Here is a 19,237-nt window from a genome sequence, read left to right on the forward strand (position 1 = left end):
GCAAGCTAATGGAGCTTATAACCCTTATCGAATCCCTTTATATGCAACCGTTACGTCGCCCGTTCTCCGAAGAGTTCCAACACGATCCCCCTTAGCCAGCGGTTGCCCGGATCATCATGTTGAGATCGGTGCCAGTGTTGTTTGAGATCAAACGTCGGCATCCTGTAAGGTGGCTCGAGCACCGCAACATCAGCGATTTGAGCGAATACCTCTCCCACTGCGGCGGGAACGGTCACTACCAAGTCGGTGGCAGCGATGACCATGGGGATGCTTAAAAAGTGCGGTGAATGAAGCAGTTCCCGCCGTTGCACACCTTGCTCTTTCAGGTACTGCTCGACTATCTCCTGGCTTCTACCTTCAGCCTGCACCACGGCGTGCGGAAGCTCAGTGAAAGACTTCTTAGTCATTTTTCCTTGCACGGCCGGATGACCTCGTCTTACGAGGCATACAAAACTGTGCCGGAACAAGCGCTGCTGAAAAACGTCTACGCCGTCCAGATCAGGGAAGTAACCAACAGCAAGATCTACCTCGCTGCGCTGCAGCGCAGACATTAGCGCCTTCGGGTGAGTTGACACCGTCGTGATGTTTAAACCTGGCGCAAGCGTTGCCAGCCGATGCAGCAATCGCGGCAAGAAGACCATTTCGCCGACATCGGACATCGCAATGGTGAACGTCCGTTGGACTTGAGCTGGGTCGAAGCCAGGCGACCTCAACACGCTTTCCCGGATCTGGGCGAGTACCGACTGGATCACCGGCGCAAGTTGGGTGGCCCGCGGAGTCGGCTCCATCCCTTGCCGCGTTTTGACAAAGAGCGCATCCCCCAGCTCCTCCCTCAGGCGACGGAGCGAATAGGAGATCGCCGGTTGGCTCAATCCAAGTTCTTGGGCTGCCCTGCCAACGTGGCCGTGCCGGTGCAGTGCGTCGAAGATTCTGAGCAGGTTCAGGTCGAAGTTATCCATCTCGCTTATGAATGTTATCAGGACGATCTACTTGATAAATCGTATGCGAATGACGAGACTTCATCCAGCAGCACGTTGCACCTTTCGCAACGTGTGACGATCAGCATCAGAAACCAGGAGACATTCCATGTTCCCCAAGAACACTTGGTACGTCGCGGCGTGGGCCGACGAAATCACCACTACTCCCATTGCACGAACCCTTTTGAATGAGCCGGTGGTCTTCTACCGTGGCGTCAGCGGAAAGGTCTCTGCTCTTGAAGACCGGTGCTGTCACCGAGCACTGCCTCTACACCACGGCGACGTTGTCGGTGATTGCTTACGCTGCGCATACCATGGCCTCGAGTACAACGCTGAGGGCCAATGTGTGCGGGTTCCAGGGCAGGGCAAGATCCCGACTAAAGCGAAGGTGAGGCGCTACCCGGTGGTCGAGAAGGACGACCTGATCTGGATCTGGATGGGAGACGAATCCCAGACGAAAGAGGCCGCTGTTCCCTCATACCCTTGGCACGGTGATAAGGGGTGGAGGTATCGGAAGAACACGTACCTCATCAAGTCGAATCACCTGCTCATCTACGATAACCTGCTCGACCTGACCCATCTTGGCTACGTACACAAGCGCACCATTGGCGGCGACGCAGAGACCCACTTCGCAGCCAAAACCACCACCGGCCGGACCGAAAAAGGCGTGCGAGTCGAGCGATGGATGTTGGACAGCTTGCCGCCGCCTACCTACACAGCGGCCTATACCTTTGGGACGGAACGCGTCGACCGGTGGCAGGAGATCGAATTCGAGCCCGGACTCGTCCGAATTTTCACCGGCGCGAAGGAAGTCGGCGGCGGTGCGCCAGAAGGAAACCGTGATGACGCCTACGGCTTCCGCGGCCTGAACGCGATGACCCCGGAAACCGAACACACGACGCATTACTTTTGGTCTGCCGCCCACAATTTCCGCATCGACGAACCTGCTGTGACCGATGCCATTTACGACAACATCGTGATCACGTTCAATGAAGATAAGGAGATCATCGAATCTCAATATCAAAACATGCAACGCGATCCCGGCCGCGCAATGGTTGACATTTCCTTCGACATTGCGCCGGTGCAGGCCCGCAGGTACTGGGATGCCCTGAACAAGGCAGAGGCCGCTGATGCAGGTATCGAGCCGACCGCCAAGGCTGCGTAAGCAAAGATGTGGGGTGTTTCAGCATGTTAAATGTACGCGTTGAATGTAAGCGTCAGGTGGCTGATGGCATCAGTGCCTTTCACCTGGTTTCGACCACCGGCGAGCCGTTGCCAGCTTTCTCAGCGGGCGCACATGTGGATGTGCACTTACCTGGTGGACTGGTCCGCCAGTATTCTCTCTGTGGTGACCCCAGTAATTCCCGTAGCTATGTCCTTGGCGTCCTGAAGGACCCCGCTTCTCGCGGCGGCTCCGTTGCGATGCATGCCATCGGTGAAGGAAGCGAGATCCAGATCAGTGCCCCTCGAAATCACTTCTCTCTGGAGGTTGACGCGAGTCATACGGTGCTTCTCGCCGGTGGAATCGGGGTTACCCCAATCATGGCCATGGCTCAGTCGCTGCAGGCACAAGGTCAGTCGTTCGAAATGCACTATTGCACACGAGCATTGGCGAAAACCGCTTTCAGAGAGGAGCTCCTGCAAGGGCCCATTAGCGAGCACGTGCATCTGCACCTTGATGACGGTTCGACAGATCGCTTCGATGCAAAGGATGCCCTGCAAAGCGCCTACCGTCCAGATACCCATATCTATGTGTGTGGTCCAGCGGGGTTCATCGACGCCATGCTCGAAGCCGCGCGGCAAGTTGGGTATGCCGATTCCCAATTGCACCGGGAGTACTTTGCAGCTCCGGCGACGACCTCCCCGGAGCAAGCCGACATCGCTTTCGCGGTGAAGATCGGCAGCACGGGGCAAGTCCTGCAAGTAACCGCCGACAAGTCCGTTGTAGAAGTCCTTGCACAGCACGGGATTGAAATCGAAACATCTTGCGAGCAAGGGGTCTGCGGGACATGTGTGACCCGCATTCTTGATGGGATTCCGCTCCATCGAGATGTCTACCTGACGGACGCGGAGCGTGCTGAGAACAAGGTCTTCACCCCCTGCTGTTCTCGCTCTTATTCGTCGATGCTTGTCCTCGACATTTAAATGGCCGGGCAGCGCCAGAATTCATATCTTTAGCGAAAGACTCCTGCGTCAGAATTACGCAGGGTGGAGAACTATTGTGCGTACACAAGTTGGAATCATTGGAGCGGGCCCTGCCGGATTGATGCTGTCGCATCTGCTGCACATGCAGGGTATCGATTCGGTAGTAATCGAATCGCGTACTCGTGAGCAGATCGAGTCCACCATCCGGGCAGGCGTCCTGGAGCAGGGAACAATGGACCTGTTGCATGAAGTTGGACTCGGCCAGAGAATGGCCGCAGAAGGCGCCTTGCACACCGGGTTCGACCTTTCGTTCAATGGTGGCCGCCATCGCATCGATCTGAAGGCGCTAACCGGCCACTCCATCACCGTCTACGCGCAGCACGAGGTAATTAAGGACCTTGTCGGCGCCCGGGTTTCGGCCAACGCTCAACTTGAGTTTGGCGTGTCCGACACGTCGCTCCACGGCCTTGACACCGAATCGCCTTCTATCCGCTACGTCAAAAATGGAGAGGTGCGCGAGATCGTTTGCGATTTCGTGGTAGGGTGCGATGGCTCGCAAGGAATCTCACGCTCGGCAATCCCCGAGTCCGTCCGCATGGACTATCAAAGACTCTACCCTTTCGGATGGTTCGGCATCCTTGTGGAGGCACCTCCCTCCAGCGATGAACTCATCTACGCTCGCCACGAACGGGGATTTGCCCTCATCAGCACCCGTTCACCGAACGTGCAGCGGATGTACTTTCAGTGCGACCCCAAGGATTCCGTAGAGAACTGGTCGGACGATCGAATCTGGAGCGAACTGCACGCCCGCGTTGACCAAGCCGATGGCTGGAAGGTGACGGAAGGAAAGATCTTCCAGAAGAACATCGTCGGCATGCGCAGCTTCGTGTCCAGTGTCATGCAGCACGGAAGACTTTACCTCGCTGGCGACGCCGCTCACATCGTGCCGCCTACTGGCGCAAAGGGCATAAATCTCGCGATTAACGATGTGCTAATCCTGGCGGAAGGCTTCAAGCAGTTCTATCGGGAAGGTAAGAACGAGTCTTTGGATCGTTACTCCGAGACGGCCCTGAAACGGATCTGGCGTGCCGAACACTTCTCGTGGTGGATGACGAGCATGCTTCACCAGTTCGACGATGCCAGTCCGTTCCAGCAGCAGATGCAACTGTCGGAACTGGCCTATGTGACAGCCTCTCGCGCGGCAGCCACCGCACTGGCCGAGAACTACGTCGGGAAGGCTGCGGTTCACTAATGTAGTGACGCGATGCCGGAGAAAGTTGCCCGGCATCGTTAAGTACAGGCGGTCTCAATATCGGACCGCCCTGTCGAACTTCCGCCAGATCACCCGCGGATCCGCAACAGATCAGCGTAAGAGACCAGCTTGCGTTTCTCATTAGCAAGCGTCTTACGTTTGGACGCCGAGCGGGTTGGTTGGCCGCGCTCGAACTTGGCGGCGGCGCGTGCGTCCTCCCGCGTGTAGGTCCGCGCAGCCTTGGCTTCCGCCTTCAGGCGTTCAGCTTCTAGCCGCGCAGCAGTGCGTTCCTCTCGGGCAACATCTTGCACGGCCGACATGATTTCGGCTCTTAGTAGATCGCGCCTTTGCTTGGCAGCGGCACGGGCAGCCTGCAATTGCTCTTTCCTCTGCCGCAGCCAGTCTTTCCCGTTGACCGGCGCAGGCCTGGCCTCTGGCGGCACGCTCAGGCGCAAAGCCCTGCTGATTGAAACTCTCTCAGTCCGCAGCGTGCGCCGCGTTTCCTGCTTCGCATCACTCACGCTGCATCGCTCTCCCAGCACCACATCGGTACGGCCCATGCATCACCAGTTTGAAGTCCATGAACTCATCCCACCAACCTTACCATAGGACTCCATCTCGGGCTTCGCTTGAACAGCAGCCCTCAATTCAACGAAGCGTATTTTTCACCCGATTCGATTCGTGGCTCCGGGCATTGACTCTGATGTCGGGCGATTATGTTCATATCGACCAGACATTTTGGTCGATATGGACCGGCTTGTGTCTGATTGGAAAGGAATCATAGTGGATGACGCAACAGCGACCAGGGAGCAGCGGAAGCTACACCCGTCGCTCCAGCGCTCTCGCCTCTGACCGGGGAATACATTTGGGAAGGACTTTATTTCCCGAGGTTAGGACACTCATCTCGGCTTTATACTCCGCATTACACATTTCACCCGGAGCCAAACCATGGATTACGCACCCGGCATCAGCCAGCTGGCGGGCTTGCTCGCCGATCCCGGCCGCGCGGCCATGCTGTGGGCGCTGATGGACGGCAGCGCGCGCCCCGCGGGAGAGCTGGCGCTGATCGCAGGGCTGTCGGCGTCGTCGACCAGCGGCCACCTCGCGCGGTTGTCCGAAGGCGGCCTGCTGGTGGTGGAAACGCGCGGGCGCAACCGCTACTACCGGCTGGCCGCGCCGGAGATCGGCGTGGCGATCGAGGCGCTGGCGTCGGCCTCGCTGGCCAGCAAGCCGCCGCGGCTGCGCGACGTGCCGGTTTCGCGCACGGCGCCGCCGGCGCTGCGCCAGGCGCGCACCTGCTATGACCACCTGGCGGGCGAGCTGGCGGTGGGCCTGTTCGAGCGAATGACCCATTCCGGCTGGCTGGTGCTGGAAGCGCAGCGCGTGGAACTGAGCGGCGACGGTGCGCAGGCGCTGGCCGGGCTGGGCATCGACGTGGAAGCGGCGCGGCGCAAGCGGCGGCAGTTCGCCTGCGCCTGCCCGGACTGGAGCGAGCGCAAGCCGCACCTGGGCGGCGCGCTGGGCGAGGCGCTGCTGGGCAGCCTGATCACGCGCGGTTGGGTCGAAACCACGCGCACCTCGCGTGCGCTGCGCGTGACACCGGCCGGCCAACGCGAGATCATGCGCATCGCGGCATAGCAGACCGCGCAGCCTCAGGAGACGATCATGGCCACATCACTGGACGACGACACGCAGGACGCCATCGCGCGTTTCTTCGCCCTTATCAATCTTGGCGACAGCGCCCAGACCTCGGCGCAGCTGGCGATGTTCGAGGATGCATTGCTCGACGCCGAGGACGATGACACCGACGGCCAGGAACTGCTCTGGGTGATCCGCGAGGTCATCGACTGGCAATCGGGCTTCTTTGTCGACTGGAAGGACTGCCAGTCCTTTATCGGCTGCCTCAACCAGCTGTGCGAGCGGATGGACCTGGAGCTCGACTGGGGCACTGACGATCCCGAGGACGAGGCCTTCCTGGAGAGCACCAGCGTGCCGGAGCTGATGGAGCTGGCGCACAACCAGCTGCGCGTGGCCGGCTATACGCTGTGGCAATGGGACACCGACGGCGACGCCTACGGCGGGTGGATCACGCGCAGCGAGGATGATGAGGAGATGCTGGATATCGCGGAGACGCTGCGCTTCGAGGTCCGGCCGGCGGACCAGCCTTACTGACGCGCGCTGGCAAGCCTGTCAGCCGCCGAACTCCGCCAGCAACCGCTCCCGATCCTGGTCCAGCGCAGGCGGGTTCCGTACCCCTGAAAGCGCCTCGACCGTCCCGATCTTGACCGGGTTGCCGGCCACCCTTAGCCCCTTGCCGTCGCCAATACCGATATCGAGGATCATCCCGCGCGCCTGGACATGCGGATTCCTGACCAGTTGCGGAACGCTGTTCATCGGGCCATGCGGCACCCCGGCGGCCTCTAGAATCGCCTCCCACTCGGCAGTGGTTGCGTCGGCGAGCCGCGCCTCCAGGCAGGCCTTGAGCGTGACATGGTGCTCGTTGCGCGCCGGCACGGTAGCGAAGCGTTCCTCCAGAGCCCATTCGCCGCGCCCGAGCGCGTCGCACAGCTTGGCGAACAAGGCATCGTTGCCGACCGCGATGACGATAAAGCCATCGCTGGTGGCGAACATGTCGAACGGGGTAATCGACGGGTGGCGGGTGCCGAGCGGCTTCGGCACGCCGCCGGTAGCGGAATAGCGGGCGATCGGGTTCTCCAGCAGCGCGACCTGACAGTCCAGCATGGAGATGTCGACGCGCTCGCCCAGGCCGGTATGCACCCGCTTGAGCAACGCCGACTGGATGCCGATGGTCGCGTACAGCCCCGCCCCGATGTCGCCAATGGAAACGCCCACCCGCGCGGGATTGCCGCCCGCCTCGCCGGTGACGCTCATCAGCCCGCCCATGGCCTGCACCACCATGTCGTAGGCCGGGCGGGCGCGATACGGGCCGGTCTGCCCGAAGCCGGAGATCGAGGCATAGACCAGCCGCGGGAAGCGGGCGTGCAGGTCTTCCCACGTGTAGCCCAGCTTCTCCATGACGCCGGCGCGGAAGTTCTCCACCAGCACGTCCGCCGTGGCGAGCATGCGGTCGAGCACCTTGCGGTCCTCGGGGTTCTTGAGGTCGAGCGCGATCGATTCCTTGTTCCGGTTGATCGACGCGAAGTAGGCCGACTCGCCGTCGACGAACGGGCCGACCTGCCGCGAATCGTCGCCGCCGTCCGGGTTCTCGATCTTGATCACGCGCGCGCCCAGGTCGGCAAGCATCATCGTGCAGTAAGGGCCGGCGAGCACCCGTGTCAGGTCCACCACGGTCAGTCCCGCCAGGGGGAGTTGGCCACTTGCTGTTGTCATTACGCTCTCCGCATGGTTCAGTCGATCTTTGCGCCGCTCGAGACCGCCAGGTCGACACCGAGCTTGCCTTCGCGCGCTGCATACTCGCGGAACTCCGCCACCGAGCCCGACACCGAGACCTCATCGCCTTGCGCCAGGAACCTCTTTTTCAGTTCGGGATCGGCCATGACCTTCGTGGTCGCCGCGAACAGCTTGTCGATAATCTCCGGCGGCGTCTTTGCCGGGGCAAACAGTCCGTACCAGGCGGACAGGTCGTAGCCCTTGACCCCGCCTTCGGCGATGGTCGGCAACTGCGGGTTGGCCGGCGAGCGCTGGCCGGAGGTCACCGCGATGGCGACGACCTTGCCCGTGTCGATCATCGGCTTGACCGACGGCGCGGTGCCAAAGGTCAGCTGCACGTCGCCGGCAGCGACCGCCTGCGCCGACGGCGCCCCGCCCTTGAAGGGCACGTGCGTCATCTGCACGCCGGCCAGCCTGGTGAACTGGACGCCGGCCAGGTGGGTGATCACGCCGTTGCCGGACGAGGAGTAGTTAAGCGCCCCCGGTTGCGCCTTGGCCCGCGCCACCAACTCGGCCACATTCCTGATGCCGGTGTCCTTGTTGACCGCGAGGATCATCGGCGCCGCCACCAGCCGGGTGATCGGGATGAAGTCCGAGGGCTGGTACCTGATGTTCTTGTAGAGGACCTTGTCGCCGCCCATCAGGCTTGCGGTCGCGATATAGAGCGTATAGCCGTCCGGCGGCGCCTTGGCCACGAACTCCGCGGCAATGGTGGTGCCGGCGCCGGGCTTGTTGTCCACGATCACCGGCTGGCCCAGTTCGCGGCTGAGCGCATCGCCGTACAGGCGGGCGGTGTTGTCGGCGCCGCCACCAGCCGGGAAGCCGATCACCAGGCGGATGGGCTTGGTCGGGTAGTCGACTGGCTGGGCGGCGTGCGCCGAGACTGCCAGTACCGATGCGGCCAGCGCCGCCAGTGGGATTGCGGTCTTTTTCATGGGGTGTCTCCTCCGTAGCTGTATCGCTACCTTCCGTTGAATACCGGCCTGCGCTTTTCCTTGAACGCCGCCGCGCCCTCCCGGAGATCCGCGGAACTCTCCGAGCGATGCATGTCCCGCCGCAGCGCCTCGGCATCGAGCGCGCCGCGGGCGATGGCGTTCAGGTGTGTCTTCATCCCCAGCAACGCAATCGGCGCCATGCCAGCAAGCTGCTCCGAGAGCGCGTCCACGCGCGCCTGCAGCAGCGGGCCATCGACGATCTCGGTCAGGAAGCCGATGCGCAGCATCTGCTGCGCGTCGATCTTGTCCGCCGTCAGGAACAGGCGCTTGGCGGCGTTCAGGCCCAGTCGGGAGACATAGCGCTCCATGCCGCCGCGATAGAAGTGCAGGCCCAGCCGGACTGCCGGCATGAACATGTCGCACTCCGGCACGCCGATGCGGAAGTCGCAGGCCAGGCAGAGATCGGTGGCGCCCCCGTACACGCCGCCGTTGACGGCGGCGATGGTGACGGGCCGGGCCGCCTCGATGGCATCCATCACTTCGCCGAAGTTCAGCGCGCCCTCGTCCGACTTGCCCGCAAGCGAGCCGATGTCATAGCCGCTGCAGAAATACTTGCCCGAGCCGGTAAAGCGCAGCACCAGCACCCGTTCCATCTCGTTGACGGCGTCGATGTGGTTGCGCAGCGCCACCAGGTCGCCGGGACTGAGGCGGTTGGCGACTTCCGGGCGGCGCAGGCGGATGGTTGCGACGGGTCCGTCCAGCGTGAGCATTGGTGCGTTATCATCCATCCCGCAATATCTCCTTAGGCCTTCTGATATATTCGTTGAGCCTACAGATATTTTTGTACCGGGACAAACAGGGGTATACCCGTGCAATCACTACAAGATCAGATCAGAGAAAGCGTCGTTTCCGCCATCCAGGCCGGCACCTTGCGCCCTGGTGCGCAGATCGACGAAAAGGCGCTGGCCGACAAATTCGACAGCTCGCGCACGCCGGTCCGCGAAGCGCTGCTGATGCTGGCCGCCCAGGGCCTCATCACCATCGTTCCGCGCGCCGGCATGTTCGTGCACAAGCCCACGGCGGCCGAGCTGGTAGCCATGTTCGAAACCCTCGCGGAAATGGAGGGGGTGGTCGCCCGGCTGGCGACGCAGCGGATTTCGCCGGCGGGCAAGAAGGTCCTGGTGCAGGCGCACGAGGCCGCCGGCGTGCATGTCGAGAACGGCGATACCGCGGGCTACATCGAGGCCAACCGCAAGTTCCACGACGTGCTGTACCAGGCCGCGGCCAACCCGTTCCTGTCGGAACAGATCGTGCTGCTGCGCCGGCGACTGGCGATCTACTGGCAGCAGAAGGGGCTGATCAACGACGCGCGCGTGCCGAGCTCATATCGGGAGCACGGTTATGTGGTCGAGGCGGTGGTCGCCGGCAATCCGGATGCCGCGGCTGAGGCCATGCGTACCCATATCTCGGCCGGGGGCAAGGCGATCGCGGACCTGGTGCTGCTTGCAGGCGTTGAAGCGGCCTAGGCAGAACCACTAAGGCGCCGCCGTCTCCCGCTTGCGCGCCGGTGGCCGGCGCGTCTCCGGCACTCCCAGGGTCTGCTCCAGCACATCCAGGAACACCCGCACGCTCGCAGGCATCAGCTTGCGCGCCGGCATCAGCACATAGACCTTGAGTGGCGACGAGGTATAGGCCGGCAGCACCCGCACCAGCTGCCCCTCCCCGACCTCGTCCTGCACCAGGCGCGGCGACAGCCGCACCACGCCCAGGCCGTCGATGGCCGACTTCATCCGCAACTCGGCGTTGTGCGTGCAGAGGCGGGGTTCGACATCCACGCGCGCGATCTCCACGCCGTCGCGCAGGAATTCCCAATACTTGTCCTCGGGATGGCCCAGCGAGGGCCAGCCTTGCAGGTCCTGCGGCGTACGTGGCAGCCCGCGCGCGCGGATCAGCGCCGGCGCGGCAAAGAAGCCGCGGTCGATGAGCACCACGCGCTTGCTGGCGAACGAGGTGTCGTGCAGGCCGGTGTTGGTCATCACGAACGCAAGGTCATAGCCATGGCGGATCAGGTCGGGCTGGTCCCAGCTGACGTCGACCTGCACGCGCAGGCCGGGGTGGGCGCGCAGCACGCGCGTCAGGCTTTCCGACAGGTGCTGCGAGCCGACTTCATACGGGGTGGAGATGCGCAACAGGCCGCTGACTTCGGCGCTGACCGAGGCGGCCTCGGCGCTGATATCGTGCAGTTCGGCAAACAGCGGCGCGACGCGCTCGTACAGGCGCTGGCCGCGCTCGGTCACGCGCACGCGGCGCGTGGTGCGTTCGAACAGGCGGATGCCGAGTTGGCTTTCCAGCCGCGCCACCGCGGCGCTGGCGGACGACTTGGGAACCTCAGCCAGTTCGGCGCCCTGGGTGAAGCCACCGCCCTCTACCACGCGGCAGAAAATTTCCCAGTCCTTCCATTCGATTGTCTTCATGCGGCGCCTCGTCGTTGCGGCGCGCCGGTCCCGCGCCGGCGTGGGCGTCAGGATGGGGGCGCTTGCGTCGCGATTGTCCCACAGGGTGAACAATGGCGCAGGCGGCCGGCAGCGTGTCACAGGCTGATTTCCAGGAATTCCCTCCTGAAGACCTACATCGGACCGGCGCCTACCGACTAATCTTCGACAAGTGTCGCCGGAGACCCGCCCCATGACCCAGCCCTTCCCGCCCCTCGCCTGCCTGTCCGGCAATTTTGCGCCGATCCTGATGGAGTGCGACGCACACGACCTGCCCGTCAGCGGCGAACTGCCGCGCGCGCTGCGCGGCACGCTCTACCGCAACGGCCCGAACCCGCAGCATGCGCCGCGGGACGACCAGTATCACTGGTTTATCGGCGACGGCATGGTCCATGCCTTCCATCTCGGAGACGGGCGCGTGCGCTACAACAACCGCTGGGTGCGCACCAACAAGTTCGAGCGCGAACGCGCCGCCGGGCACGCGCTGTTCGGCAGCTGGGGCAACCCGGCCACCACCGATCCATCGATGCAGGGGCAGGAAGACGGCGTCGCCAACACCCATATCGTCTGGCACGCGGGCAAGCTGCTGGCGCTGGAAGAAGCCGACCTGCCGGTCGAGATGGATCCGCACACGCTGGCCACGCGTGGCAACTGCAGCTACGGCGGCAAGCTGCCCGGCGCCATGACCGCGCACCCCAAGATCGACCCGGTCACCGGCGAGATGGTGTTCTTCGCCTATGCCGCCACCGGGCCGTTCACGAAAACCATGCGCTACGGCGTGGTCGACGGCGACGGGCGGCTGGCGCGGCTGGAACACTTCGAGGCCCCGTACGCCAGCATGGTCCACGACTTCATGGTCACGCAGCGCCATGTGCTGTTCCCGGTCATGCCACTGACCGGCAGCATGGAACGAGCCGTGCGCGGCGAGCCCGCCTATGCGTGGGAGCCGCACCTGGGCACGCATATCGGCATCATGCCGCGCGGCGGCAGCCCGGCGCAGCTGCGCTGGTTCCGCGGCGAGCCCTGCTATGTGTTCCACGTAATGAATGCGTGGGAGGAAGGCGAGCGCATCGTTGCCGACGTGATGCAGTACGAGAGCGCGCCGCTGTTCAACGCCGGCACGGAGGGCGCCGACAACCGCGCGCGCCTGTGCCGCTGGACCTTCGACCTGGCCGGCAACACCGACAGCTTCACGCGCGCATGGATCGACGACATGCCCGGCGAATTCCCCCGCATCGACGAGCGCTTTTCAACCCTGTCCTACCGCCATGGCTATTTCGCATCGCGCCAGCACGAAGGCACCGGGCGCGGCACCTATGACACGCTGGTACACCTGGACCTGCGCACCAACACGCGCCGCACGCACCAGCTGCCGGCGGGCGATGCGGTGTCTGAACCCGTGTTCGTGCCGCGCGCGCCGGACAGCGCGGAAGGCGACGGCTGGCTGCTGGCCACGGTGTACCGCGGCGCCGAGCATCGCAGCGACCTCGCCGTCTACGACGCCAGTGCCATCGAGGCCGGTCCGGTCGCGCTGGCCCACCTGTCGCACCGCGTGCCGTTCGGCTTCCACGGCGGCTGGCGTCCGGCCACCTGAGCCGCCCCCGGCTTACCCGAACATGATGACCGAGCGCGCCAGCTCGCCGCGGCGCAGTTCGTCGAAGGCTTCGTTGATGCGTTCCAGCGGCAGGCGCTGCGCGATCAGCTCGTCCAGGTGCAGCTTGCCGGCCATGTAGAAGTCCACCATGCGCGGCATGTCCACCGGGAAGCGGTTGGAGCCCATCAGCGAGCCCTGGATGCGCTTCTCGCCAAGGAAGTCGCTGCCCTTCAGTTCGATCTTGACGCCCGGCGCGATCATGCCGATCACCGTGGCCGTGCCGCCGCGCCGCAGCATGGCAAAGGCTTGCTCGGTGGTCTGCTTCAGGCCGATGGCCTCGAAGGCGTGGTGCACGCCGCCGCCGGTGAGCGTGCGCACGGCGTCAAGTACATCGGCGTTGCCGGCATCGATCACGTCGGTGGCGCCGAACTTGCGCGCCAGCTCCAGCTTGGCCGGCACGCGGTCGATGGCGATGATGCGCCCGGCACCGGCAATCGCGGCGCTGTTGACGGTGGCCAGCCCAATGCCGCCGCAGCCGATCACGGCCACGGTCTCGCCCGGCTGCACCTTGGCGGTATGGATCACCGCGCCCATGCCGGTGGTCACCGCGCAGCCGATCAGCGCGGCGCGGTCCAGCGGCATGTCGCGGCGGATCGCCACCAGCGCGTGTTCGTGGATCAGCATCTGCTCGGCGAACGCTGACAGGTTCACGAACTGGTTGATCGGTCCGCCCTGGCGCGCCATCAGACGCGGCTCCTCGCCCTCGCGCCGGCGCGTATCGGGCTCGGTGCACAGCGACAGGTGGCCGGTCAGGCAATGCTCGCAATGGCCGCAGTAGGCCGACAGGCAGGTGATGACGTGATCGCCGGGCCTGACCGTGCGCACTTCCGAGCCAACCTGCTCGACCACACCCGCGGCCTCGTGGCCGAGGATGGCCGGCATCGCGTACGGGTAGGCGCCATCGAGGAAATGCAGGTCCGAATGGCACACGCCCACGGCGGCGGTGCGCACCAGCACTTCGCGAGGGCCCGGCTTGCCGATGGCAACGTCTTCGATCACCAGCGGGGTCTTGGGTTGATGCAGGACAGCGGCTCTCATCAGACTTGCTCCGAAAAACCCCGACTTTCCGGGCGGGGAGTGAAAGGGGTGCTGCCGGCAGCAAGCAATCCCAAATTAGAATGACCGGCATGCTTCTCGTCTATCGCTACCGGGTGAAGTCGCTGAACGGCCTGCTCAATCAGCAGAGCCGCGTAGTGAACTACGTCTGGAACTTCTGCAATGACACGCAGAAGCACGCGCTCAAATGGGGCAAGAAGTGGCCCACGGGTTTCGATCTGAACGTGTTGACGACCGGCGGCAGCAAGGAGCTCCGTATCCATTCCGGCATCGTCAACGCGATTTGCGAGCAGTACGCCAAGTCGCGTAGCCAGCATCGCCGGCCGTACCTGCGCTATCGCGGCCGCAGATCCCTCGGCTGGGTGCCGCTCAAGGGGCGAGATCTCGAGCGCTCGGGCGACGCATTCCGCTTTGCCGGCAACACGTTTCGCGTGTTCAACTCCAGGCCCCTTCCCGAAGGCAAGATCAAGGACGGCACGAATTTCTCGCGCGACGCCCGGGGCAACTGGTTCCTGAACATCGTGATTGAAGTTGCCGACACTCAGGCCCGCGCCCCGCAACACGGCGTCGGCATCGATTGGCGAGAAGATCACGAATCCGCGCCACCTTGGCCAACTCGAGCAAGCCCTTGCCAGAGCACAGCGTGCGCGCAAGAAACGACTGGCAATGAACATCCACGCGCGCATCGCCAATGCGAGACGTGACTTCCTGCACAAGCTCTCGCATCGCATCGTGCAGGACTTCGACTACATTGCGGTGGGGAATGTGAATGCCGCCGGCCTCGCCAGAACCAGCATGGCGAAGTCCGTCCTCGATGCAGGCTGGTCGTCCTTCCGAACAATGCTCGCGTACAAGGCGATTGCGCATGGCGCGTGGTACGAGGAAGTCGACGAACGTTTCACCACCCAGGTCTGCTCTTCGTGCGGCACGATGCCGCCGGAGAGGCCGAAAGGTATCGCAGACCTCGGAATAAGGCAGTGGGTATGCAGTCGATGCGGTGCTGTACATGATCGCGATGTGAACGCTGCGCTAAATATCCTTGCCCGATCGGGACATCGATCGCCTGCAGAGGGAATCCCCTCCCTTTAGGGAGGGCAGGATGTCAAACCCCCAAACCCCGGTTCAGGAAAGGCGCCGGGCAGCGCCACAGGCCGGCTTATAACTCTTCCTTGATCGGGAGCACACGCAGCACGCCGATGCCCAGATGCTGCAGCGGACCCATGTCGGGTTCGCTGTCGTAGACGGTGGGCTGGCCTTTCTCGCGCGTGGTCCAGGTCAGGCGCGGGTTGCCGCCGTCGCCATCGGTCTGCAGCCCGACGCGGTAGGCCATGTCGAGCAGCCCGTCGTCGGTGGACTTGATCATGCGCTCGGCCAGCGCCGGGCTGTCCAGCACGATGCCCATCTCGGTATTGAGCTTGGCCGAGCGCGGGTCCATGTTGAGCGAGCCGATAAATACCAGGCGCCGGTCGACGATGTAGTTCTTGGCGTGCAGGCTGGCGCGGCTGGAAGACAGCCACGACCGCGAGCGCGAACCGCGCGCGGACTTGCCGCTAGCCGCAAGCTCCGCGTAGGCACTCGGCTTGAGTTCGTACAGTTCGACGCCGGCGGCCACCAGCGCCTGGCGGTGCGGCGCATAGCCCGCGTGCACCGCGCTCACGTCGGTGGCGGCAAACGAGTTGGTCAGGATGCGCACGCGGATCCCGCTTTTGGCCAGCGCGATCAGCCACGCCTCGCCGTCGTAGTCGGGCACGAAGTACGGCGAGATCAGCAATACCTCCTTCTGCGCGCTGCTGATCATTTTCTCGAGCCGGGCGGTGGCATGGCCCGGTTCGTCGTCGGTCTGGTGCGTGATCTTAGCGGCCTTGTCGGAGACCACGGTGGCCTTGCCGGTGTAGCCGGGCATATGGCCGCTCTCGATGCCCTTGGCCAGGCCCGAATCCAGCAGTTCCTGCACATAGGGGCTGGTTTTCGCAAGGTCGCCGCGCGCCTCCAGCCGCTTGCGCAGGTTGCGCATCTCGACCGGTGCCTCCTTGCCGGCGGGGATCAGCGCCACGACCGGGTACGAGGACTCATCATTCCAGTACTCGTCGAACACGGCCGACACCTGCGGCACCGCGGGCCCGGCGATCAGCACGTCCAGGTCGCTGAAGTCCATGTCGGGGCGGGCGGAGAAGTAGGCGTCGCCGATATTGCGCCCGCCCACCAGCGACATCTGGTTGTCCACCGTCATCGACTTGTTGTGCATGCGGCGGTCCAGCCGCTTGAAGCCAACCAGCATTTCCAGCCAGCGCACGCTGCGGTTGGCGAACGGGTTGAACAAGCGCACTTCGATATTGGGGTGAGAATCGATCGCCGACAGGATCTCGTCCAGTCCGCCGGTTTGCAGGTCGTCCAGCAGCAGCCGCACGCGCACGCCGCGGTCGGCGGCGTTGATGACGTCGCCCAGTACCGCGGCGCCGGTGCCGGTGGGCTCGAAGATATAGGTCTGCAGGTCCAGGCTGCGCTCGGCCGCGCGGGCCATCGCCAGCCGCGCGGCCAGCGCATCGGGGCCGGAGGAGAGGGGATAGAACAGCGACTCGCCGGGATGCTGCGCCAGGCGCCGCGTGAGCGCCTTGCCCAGCGACGTGTCGGCCGTGTTGGCGGGCGCGCTCGAGGGGGTGCGCTGTGCCGAGGCCGGCAGGCTGGCGCAGCCACCAATCGCCGCGGCCGCAAGCGTGAAGGCCAGCGCGAGGGCAGCGAACCGGCGCAGGCGCGTGGGCCAGCCCGCGGTGCCTGGCCGCCTGGCATCGAACGGGAAATGGCAGAGCGTCTGGAACATCCGTAAAGGTCTCCCTGCGCCGGGGATGGGCGGGCTGCACACGCCGGCCGGCGTGCAGCGCCCGCTACCTCCCAACATATACCGCGGTCCGTGGCCGCGGCAGCAGTGCCATTCCTTTCCGCGCCGGGTGTTTGTCCTACACCGCACGCTTCCGCACACGGGGAGCGGCGCCGGGCGCACATCACCAGCTGGGCCTGGGACACAGGCCAGCCATCATGGGCAACTGTTCACAATGTGCACAGTCCACGCCCGTGCTCTTGCCGCGGCCCGGTGCAATCGGCTTGAATCGGCTCACCTTCCGGTACGGGAAGGATGGAGACAACGAATGAGCCTTTCCCCTTCCGCCGCGGCCAGGTACACCAGCCGCACCGCGCTATCCCTGTTGCTCGAGCCCGCTTCGATCGCCATCGTGGGCGCCTCGCGCGACACCAGCCGCATCGGCGGCGTGGCGCTGGACCACCTGCAGCGCCTTGGCTACCGCGGCACGGTCTACCCGGTCAACCCGCGCTATGCCGAAATCGCCGGGCTGGCCTGCTATCCCGACATCGAAGCGCTGCCGCACACGCCCGACTTGGCGGTGCTGGCGCTGGGCGCCGACGAGGTGCTGCCGCAGTTGCGGCGCTGCCATGCGCGCGGCATCCGCGCCGCCATCCTGTACGCGTCTGGCTTTGCCGAGGCGGGCGAAGCCGGCGCCGCGCGCCAGGCCGAACTGACCGCCTTCGCACGCGAGACCGGCATGGCCATCGCCGGCCCCAACTGCATGGGCTTGGCCAACCTGACCACGCGCGCCATCACTGCCTTTGCCACCACCTTCCGCGCCTTTCCGCCGCAGGAGGGCCCCGGCCATGTCAGCCTGCTGACGCAGAGCGGCAATGTCTGCGCCATCGTCTACGCCAGCGGGCGCCAGATGGACGTGGGCTTCCACCAGTTCATCAACACCGGCAACGAAGCCTGCCTGGACTACGCCGACTACCTCGACTACCTGGCAGCCGATGCGCACACCGGCGCGGTGGTCGGCTACCTGGAAGGGCTGCGCAACGGGCCGCGCTTTGTCGATGCCGCCGCCCGGCTGCGCGCCGCGGACAAGCCGCTGATCGTGCTCAAGGCGGGCGAGAGCGAGGCCGGTTCGTCCGCCACGCAGTCGCACACCGCGGTGCTGGCGGGTAACCAGGCGATCTATCGCGCCGCGTTTGCGCAGCTGGGCGCGATGCAGGCGAGCGATCCGACGCACCTGACCGACCTCGCCTATCTAGCGGGCTTCCACCAGCGCCGCGCCGGGCGCCGCGTGGTGGTGGCATCGGTCTCCGGCGCGATGGGCGCGCTCTCCGCCGACCTGCTCAGCGCCGCCGGGCTGGACGTGCCGCGCCTGGATGAAGGGGTGCAACAGCGCCTGCAGGCGGCGGTGCCGGAGATCGGCGCCACCGCCAACCCGGTCGACATGACGGGGCAACTGTTCAACCGCGAGGGCCTGGCCCATGCGGTGCTGAACGAGCTGGCCGCCGCAGACGGCATCGACGCGATCTTCCTCTACGCCACTGCCTACCTGCTCGACCGCGTGGCCGACGAGCTGGTCGCCGTGGCTGGCCAGACCAACCGCCTGATCGTGGTCGCCACCACCGGCGAGCCCGCCAGCCGCGCAAAGCTGGCCGCTGCCGGCGTTGCGCTGTTCCCCGACTGCGCACGTGCGGCGAAGGCGCTGGGCACCTATGTCCGCTGGCTCGGCACGGCGGCGCCGACCGCGCGCTGGATGGCGCTGCGCCAGCAGGCCGCCACCGGCGCGGCCGGCTATCTGCCCGCCGAAACGCTGGACGAGCACCAGGCCAAGCAGTGGCTGTCAGGTTTCGGCGTACCGGTTGGCGCCGAAGCCGCTGCCGCCACGCCGCAGGAAGCCGCGGCTGCCGCGGATGCCATCGGTTACCCGGTGGCGGTCAAGGTGCTGAGCCCGGACATCGCCCACAAGACCGAGGTAGGCGGCGTGCGGCTGGGCCTGGCCGATGCCGCACAGGTACAGGCCGCCGCGACCGAGGTGGTGGCCGCCGCCGCGCGCGCGCTGCCGCAGGCGCGCCAGCGCGGCGTGCTGGTGCAGAAGATGGCCGGCGGCGTGTGCGAGCTGATCGTCGGCGTGACGCGCGACCCGGTGTTCGGGCCGGCGATGACGGTAGGCCTGGGCGGCATCTTCACCGAGATCTTCCACGACGTGGCGCACCGCCTGCTGCCGGTGGACCGCGACATGGCGCGCGAGATGCTGGCCAGCCTGCGCGGCTACCGCCTGATGACAGGCTTCCGCGGCAAGCCGCCGGCCGATATCGACGCCGCGGCCGCGGCCATTGCCGCGCTGTCCGACGCCGCCATGGCGCTGGGTGCCGGGCTGGCCGAGATGGAAGTGAATCCCCTGCTGGTGCGCGAGGCCGGGCAAGGTGCCGTGGCGCTCGACGCGCTGGTGCTGATGGCCGCATCCCAGCACGACGGAGGTGTCCAGTGACAACGACAGACAAAA

General features: G+C 64.9%; 16 protein-coding genes and 1 pseudogene. 9 read left to right on the plus strand and 8 right to left on the minus strand.

Annotated features, from left to right (window positions below):
* Positions 1-50: 50 nt before the first annotated feature.
* Positions 51-959 (minus strand): LysR family transcriptional regulator, encoded by a 909-nt coding sequence (locus tag K307_RS18465; protein ID WP_042880251.1) that lies wholly within the window; start codon positions 957-959, stop codon positions 51-53.
* A 127-nt stretch (positions 960-1,086) separates the two neighbouring features.
* On the opposite strand from K307_RS18465, the gene K307_RS18470 reads away from it, so the two are divergent.
* From K307_RS18470 to K307_RS18480, 3 genes are all read left to right on the plus strand, one after another.
* Complete coding sequence (locus K307_RS18470) at positions 1,087-2,142, plus strand: aromatic ring-hydroxylating dioxygenase subunit alpha (protein WP_051974958.1); 1,056 nt, start codon at positions 1,087-1,089, stop codon at positions 2,140-2,142.
* Between the two features lie 23 nt (positions 2,143-2,165).
* Positions 2,166-3,122 carry a PDR/VanB family oxidoreductase gene (locus K307_RS18475; protein ID WP_042880253.1) on the plus strand — a complete coding sequence of 319 codons (957 nt, stop codon included), beginning with the start codon at positions 2,166-2,168 and terminating at the stop codon, positions 3,120-3,122.
* A 76-nt stretch (positions 3,123-3,198) separates the two neighbouring features.
* Positions 3,199-4,374 carry a 4-hydroxybenzoate 3-monooxygenase gene (locus tag K307_RS18480; RefSeq protein WP_042880255.1) on the plus strand — a complete coding sequence of 392 codons (1,176 nt, stop codon included), beginning with the start codon at positions 3,199-3,201 and terminating at the stop codon, positions 4,372-4,374.
* 89 nt (positions 4,375-4,463) lie between these two features.
* Here the strand turns inward: K307_RS18480 and K307_RS18485 are convergent, their stop codons facing one another.
* A complete protein-coding gene (locus tag K307_RS18485; protein ID WP_042882276.1) occupies positions 4,464-4,895 on the minus strand; it encodes a hypothetical protein in 432 nt (143 codons plus the stop codon).
* 427 nt (positions 4,896-5,322) lie between these two features.
* On the opposite strand from K307_RS18485, the gene K307_RS18490 reads away from it, so the two are divergent.
* Positions 5,323-6,012: an ArsR/SmtB family transcription factor gene (locus tag K307_RS18490; RefSeq protein ID WP_042880257.1), complete on the plus strand. Its 690-nt coding sequence runs from the start codon at positions 5,323-5,325 to the stop codon at positions 6,010-6,012.
* A gap of 27 nt (positions 6,013-6,039) precedes the next feature.
* The gene (locus K307_RS18495) at positions 6,040-6,546 is read left to right on the plus strand and encodes a DUF6630 family protein (protein WP_042880260.1); all 507 of its coding nucleotides are present in this window, start codon (positions 6,040-6,042) and stop codon (positions 6,544-6,546) included.
* 18 nt (positions 6,547-6,564) lie between these two features.
* Here the strand turns inward: K307_RS18495 and K307_RS18500 are convergent, their stop codons facing one another.
* The 3 genes from K307_RS18500 to K307_RS18510 are packed head-to-tail and all read right to left on the minus strand — an operon-like array spanning position 6,565 to position 9,508.
* A complete protein-coding gene (locus K307_RS18500; protein ID WP_042880262.1) occupies positions 6,565-7,725 on the minus strand; it encodes a CaiB/BaiF CoA transferase family protein in 1,161 nt (386 codons plus the stop codon).
* 17 nt (positions 7,726-7,742) lie between these two features.
* Positions 7,743-8,720: a tripartite tricarboxylate transporter substrate binding protein gene (locus K307_RS18505; protein ID WP_042880264.1), complete on the minus strand. Its 978-nt coding sequence runs from the start codon at positions 8,718-8,720 to the stop codon at positions 7,743-7,745.
* Positions 8,721-8,746: 26 nt separating this feature from the next.
* Complete coding sequence (locus K307_RS18510) at positions 8,747-9,508, minus strand: enoyl-CoA hydratase/isomerase family protein (protein WP_042880266.1); 762 nt, start codon at positions 9,506-9,508, stop codon at positions 8,747-8,749.
* 81 nt (positions 9,509-9,589) lie between these two features.
* On the opposite strand from K307_RS18510, the gene K307_RS18515 reads away from it, so the two are divergent.
* The gene (locus K307_RS18515) at positions 9,590-10,246 is read left to right on the plus strand and encodes a GntR family transcriptional regulator (RefSeq protein WP_051974959.1); all 657 of its coding nucleotides are present in this window, start codon (positions 9,590-9,592) and stop codon (positions 10,244-10,246) included.
* A gap of 9 nt (positions 10,247-10,255) precedes the next feature.
* Here the strand turns inward: K307_RS18515 and K307_RS18520 are convergent, their stop codons facing one another.
* Positions 10,256-11,194 carry a LysR family transcriptional regulator gene (locus K307_RS18520; RefSeq protein ID WP_042882278.1) on the minus strand — a complete coding sequence of 313 codons (939 nt, stop codon included), beginning with the start codon at positions 11,192-11,194 and terminating at the stop codon, positions 10,256-10,258.
* Positions 11,195-11,405: 211 nt separating this feature from the next.
* On the opposite strand from K307_RS18520, the gene K307_RS18525 reads away from it, so the two are divergent.
* On the plus strand, positions 11,406-12,806 hold the full coding sequence (locus tag K307_RS18525) for a carotenoid oxygenase family protein (protein WP_042880271.1): 1,401 nt from the start codon (positions 11,406-11,408) through the stop codon (positions 12,804-12,806).
* A gap of 12 nt (positions 12,807-12,818) precedes the next feature.
* On the opposite strand, the gene K307_RS18530 is transcribed toward K307_RS18525, so the two are convergent.
* Positions 12,819-13,904 carry a Zn-dependent alcohol dehydrogenase gene (locus K307_RS18530; protein WP_042880273.1) on the minus strand — a complete coding sequence of 362 codons (1,086 nt, stop codon included), beginning with the start codon at positions 13,902-13,904 and terminating at the stop codon, positions 12,819-12,821.
* Positions 13,905-13,993: 89 nt separating this feature from the next.
* Between K307_RS18530 and K307_RS18535 the strand changes: the two are divergent.
* A pseudogene (locus K307_RS18535) lies at positions 13,994-15,011 on the plus strand (RNA-guided endonuclease InsQ/TnpB family protein).
* 67 nt (positions 15,012-15,078) lie between these two features.
* Here the strand turns inward: K307_RS18535 and K307_RS18540 are convergent.
* Positions 15,079-16,740, minus strand: coding sequence for a phospholipase D family protein (locus tag K307_RS18540; RefSeq protein WP_042880275.1), 1,662 nt, complete (start codon positions 16,738-16,740; stop codon positions 15,079-15,081).
* A 325-nt stretch (positions 16,741-17,065) separates the two neighbouring features.
* Here K307_RS18540 and K307_RS18545 point away from each other — a divergent pair, with 325 nt between their 5' ends.
* On the plus strand, positions 17,066-19,222 hold the full coding sequence (locus K307_RS18545) for an acetate--CoA ligase family protein (RefSeq protein WP_051974960.1): 2,157 nt from the start codon (positions 17,066-17,068) through the stop codon (positions 19,220-19,222).
* The last annotated feature ends 15 nt before the right edge of the window (positions 19,223-19,237 follow it).

The sequence above is a fragment of the Cupriavidus necator A5-1 genome, from assembly GCF_000744095.1.
GTDB lineage: Bacteria > Pseudomonadota > Gammaproteobacteria > Burkholderiales > Burkholderiaceae > Cupriavidus > Cupriavidus necator_A.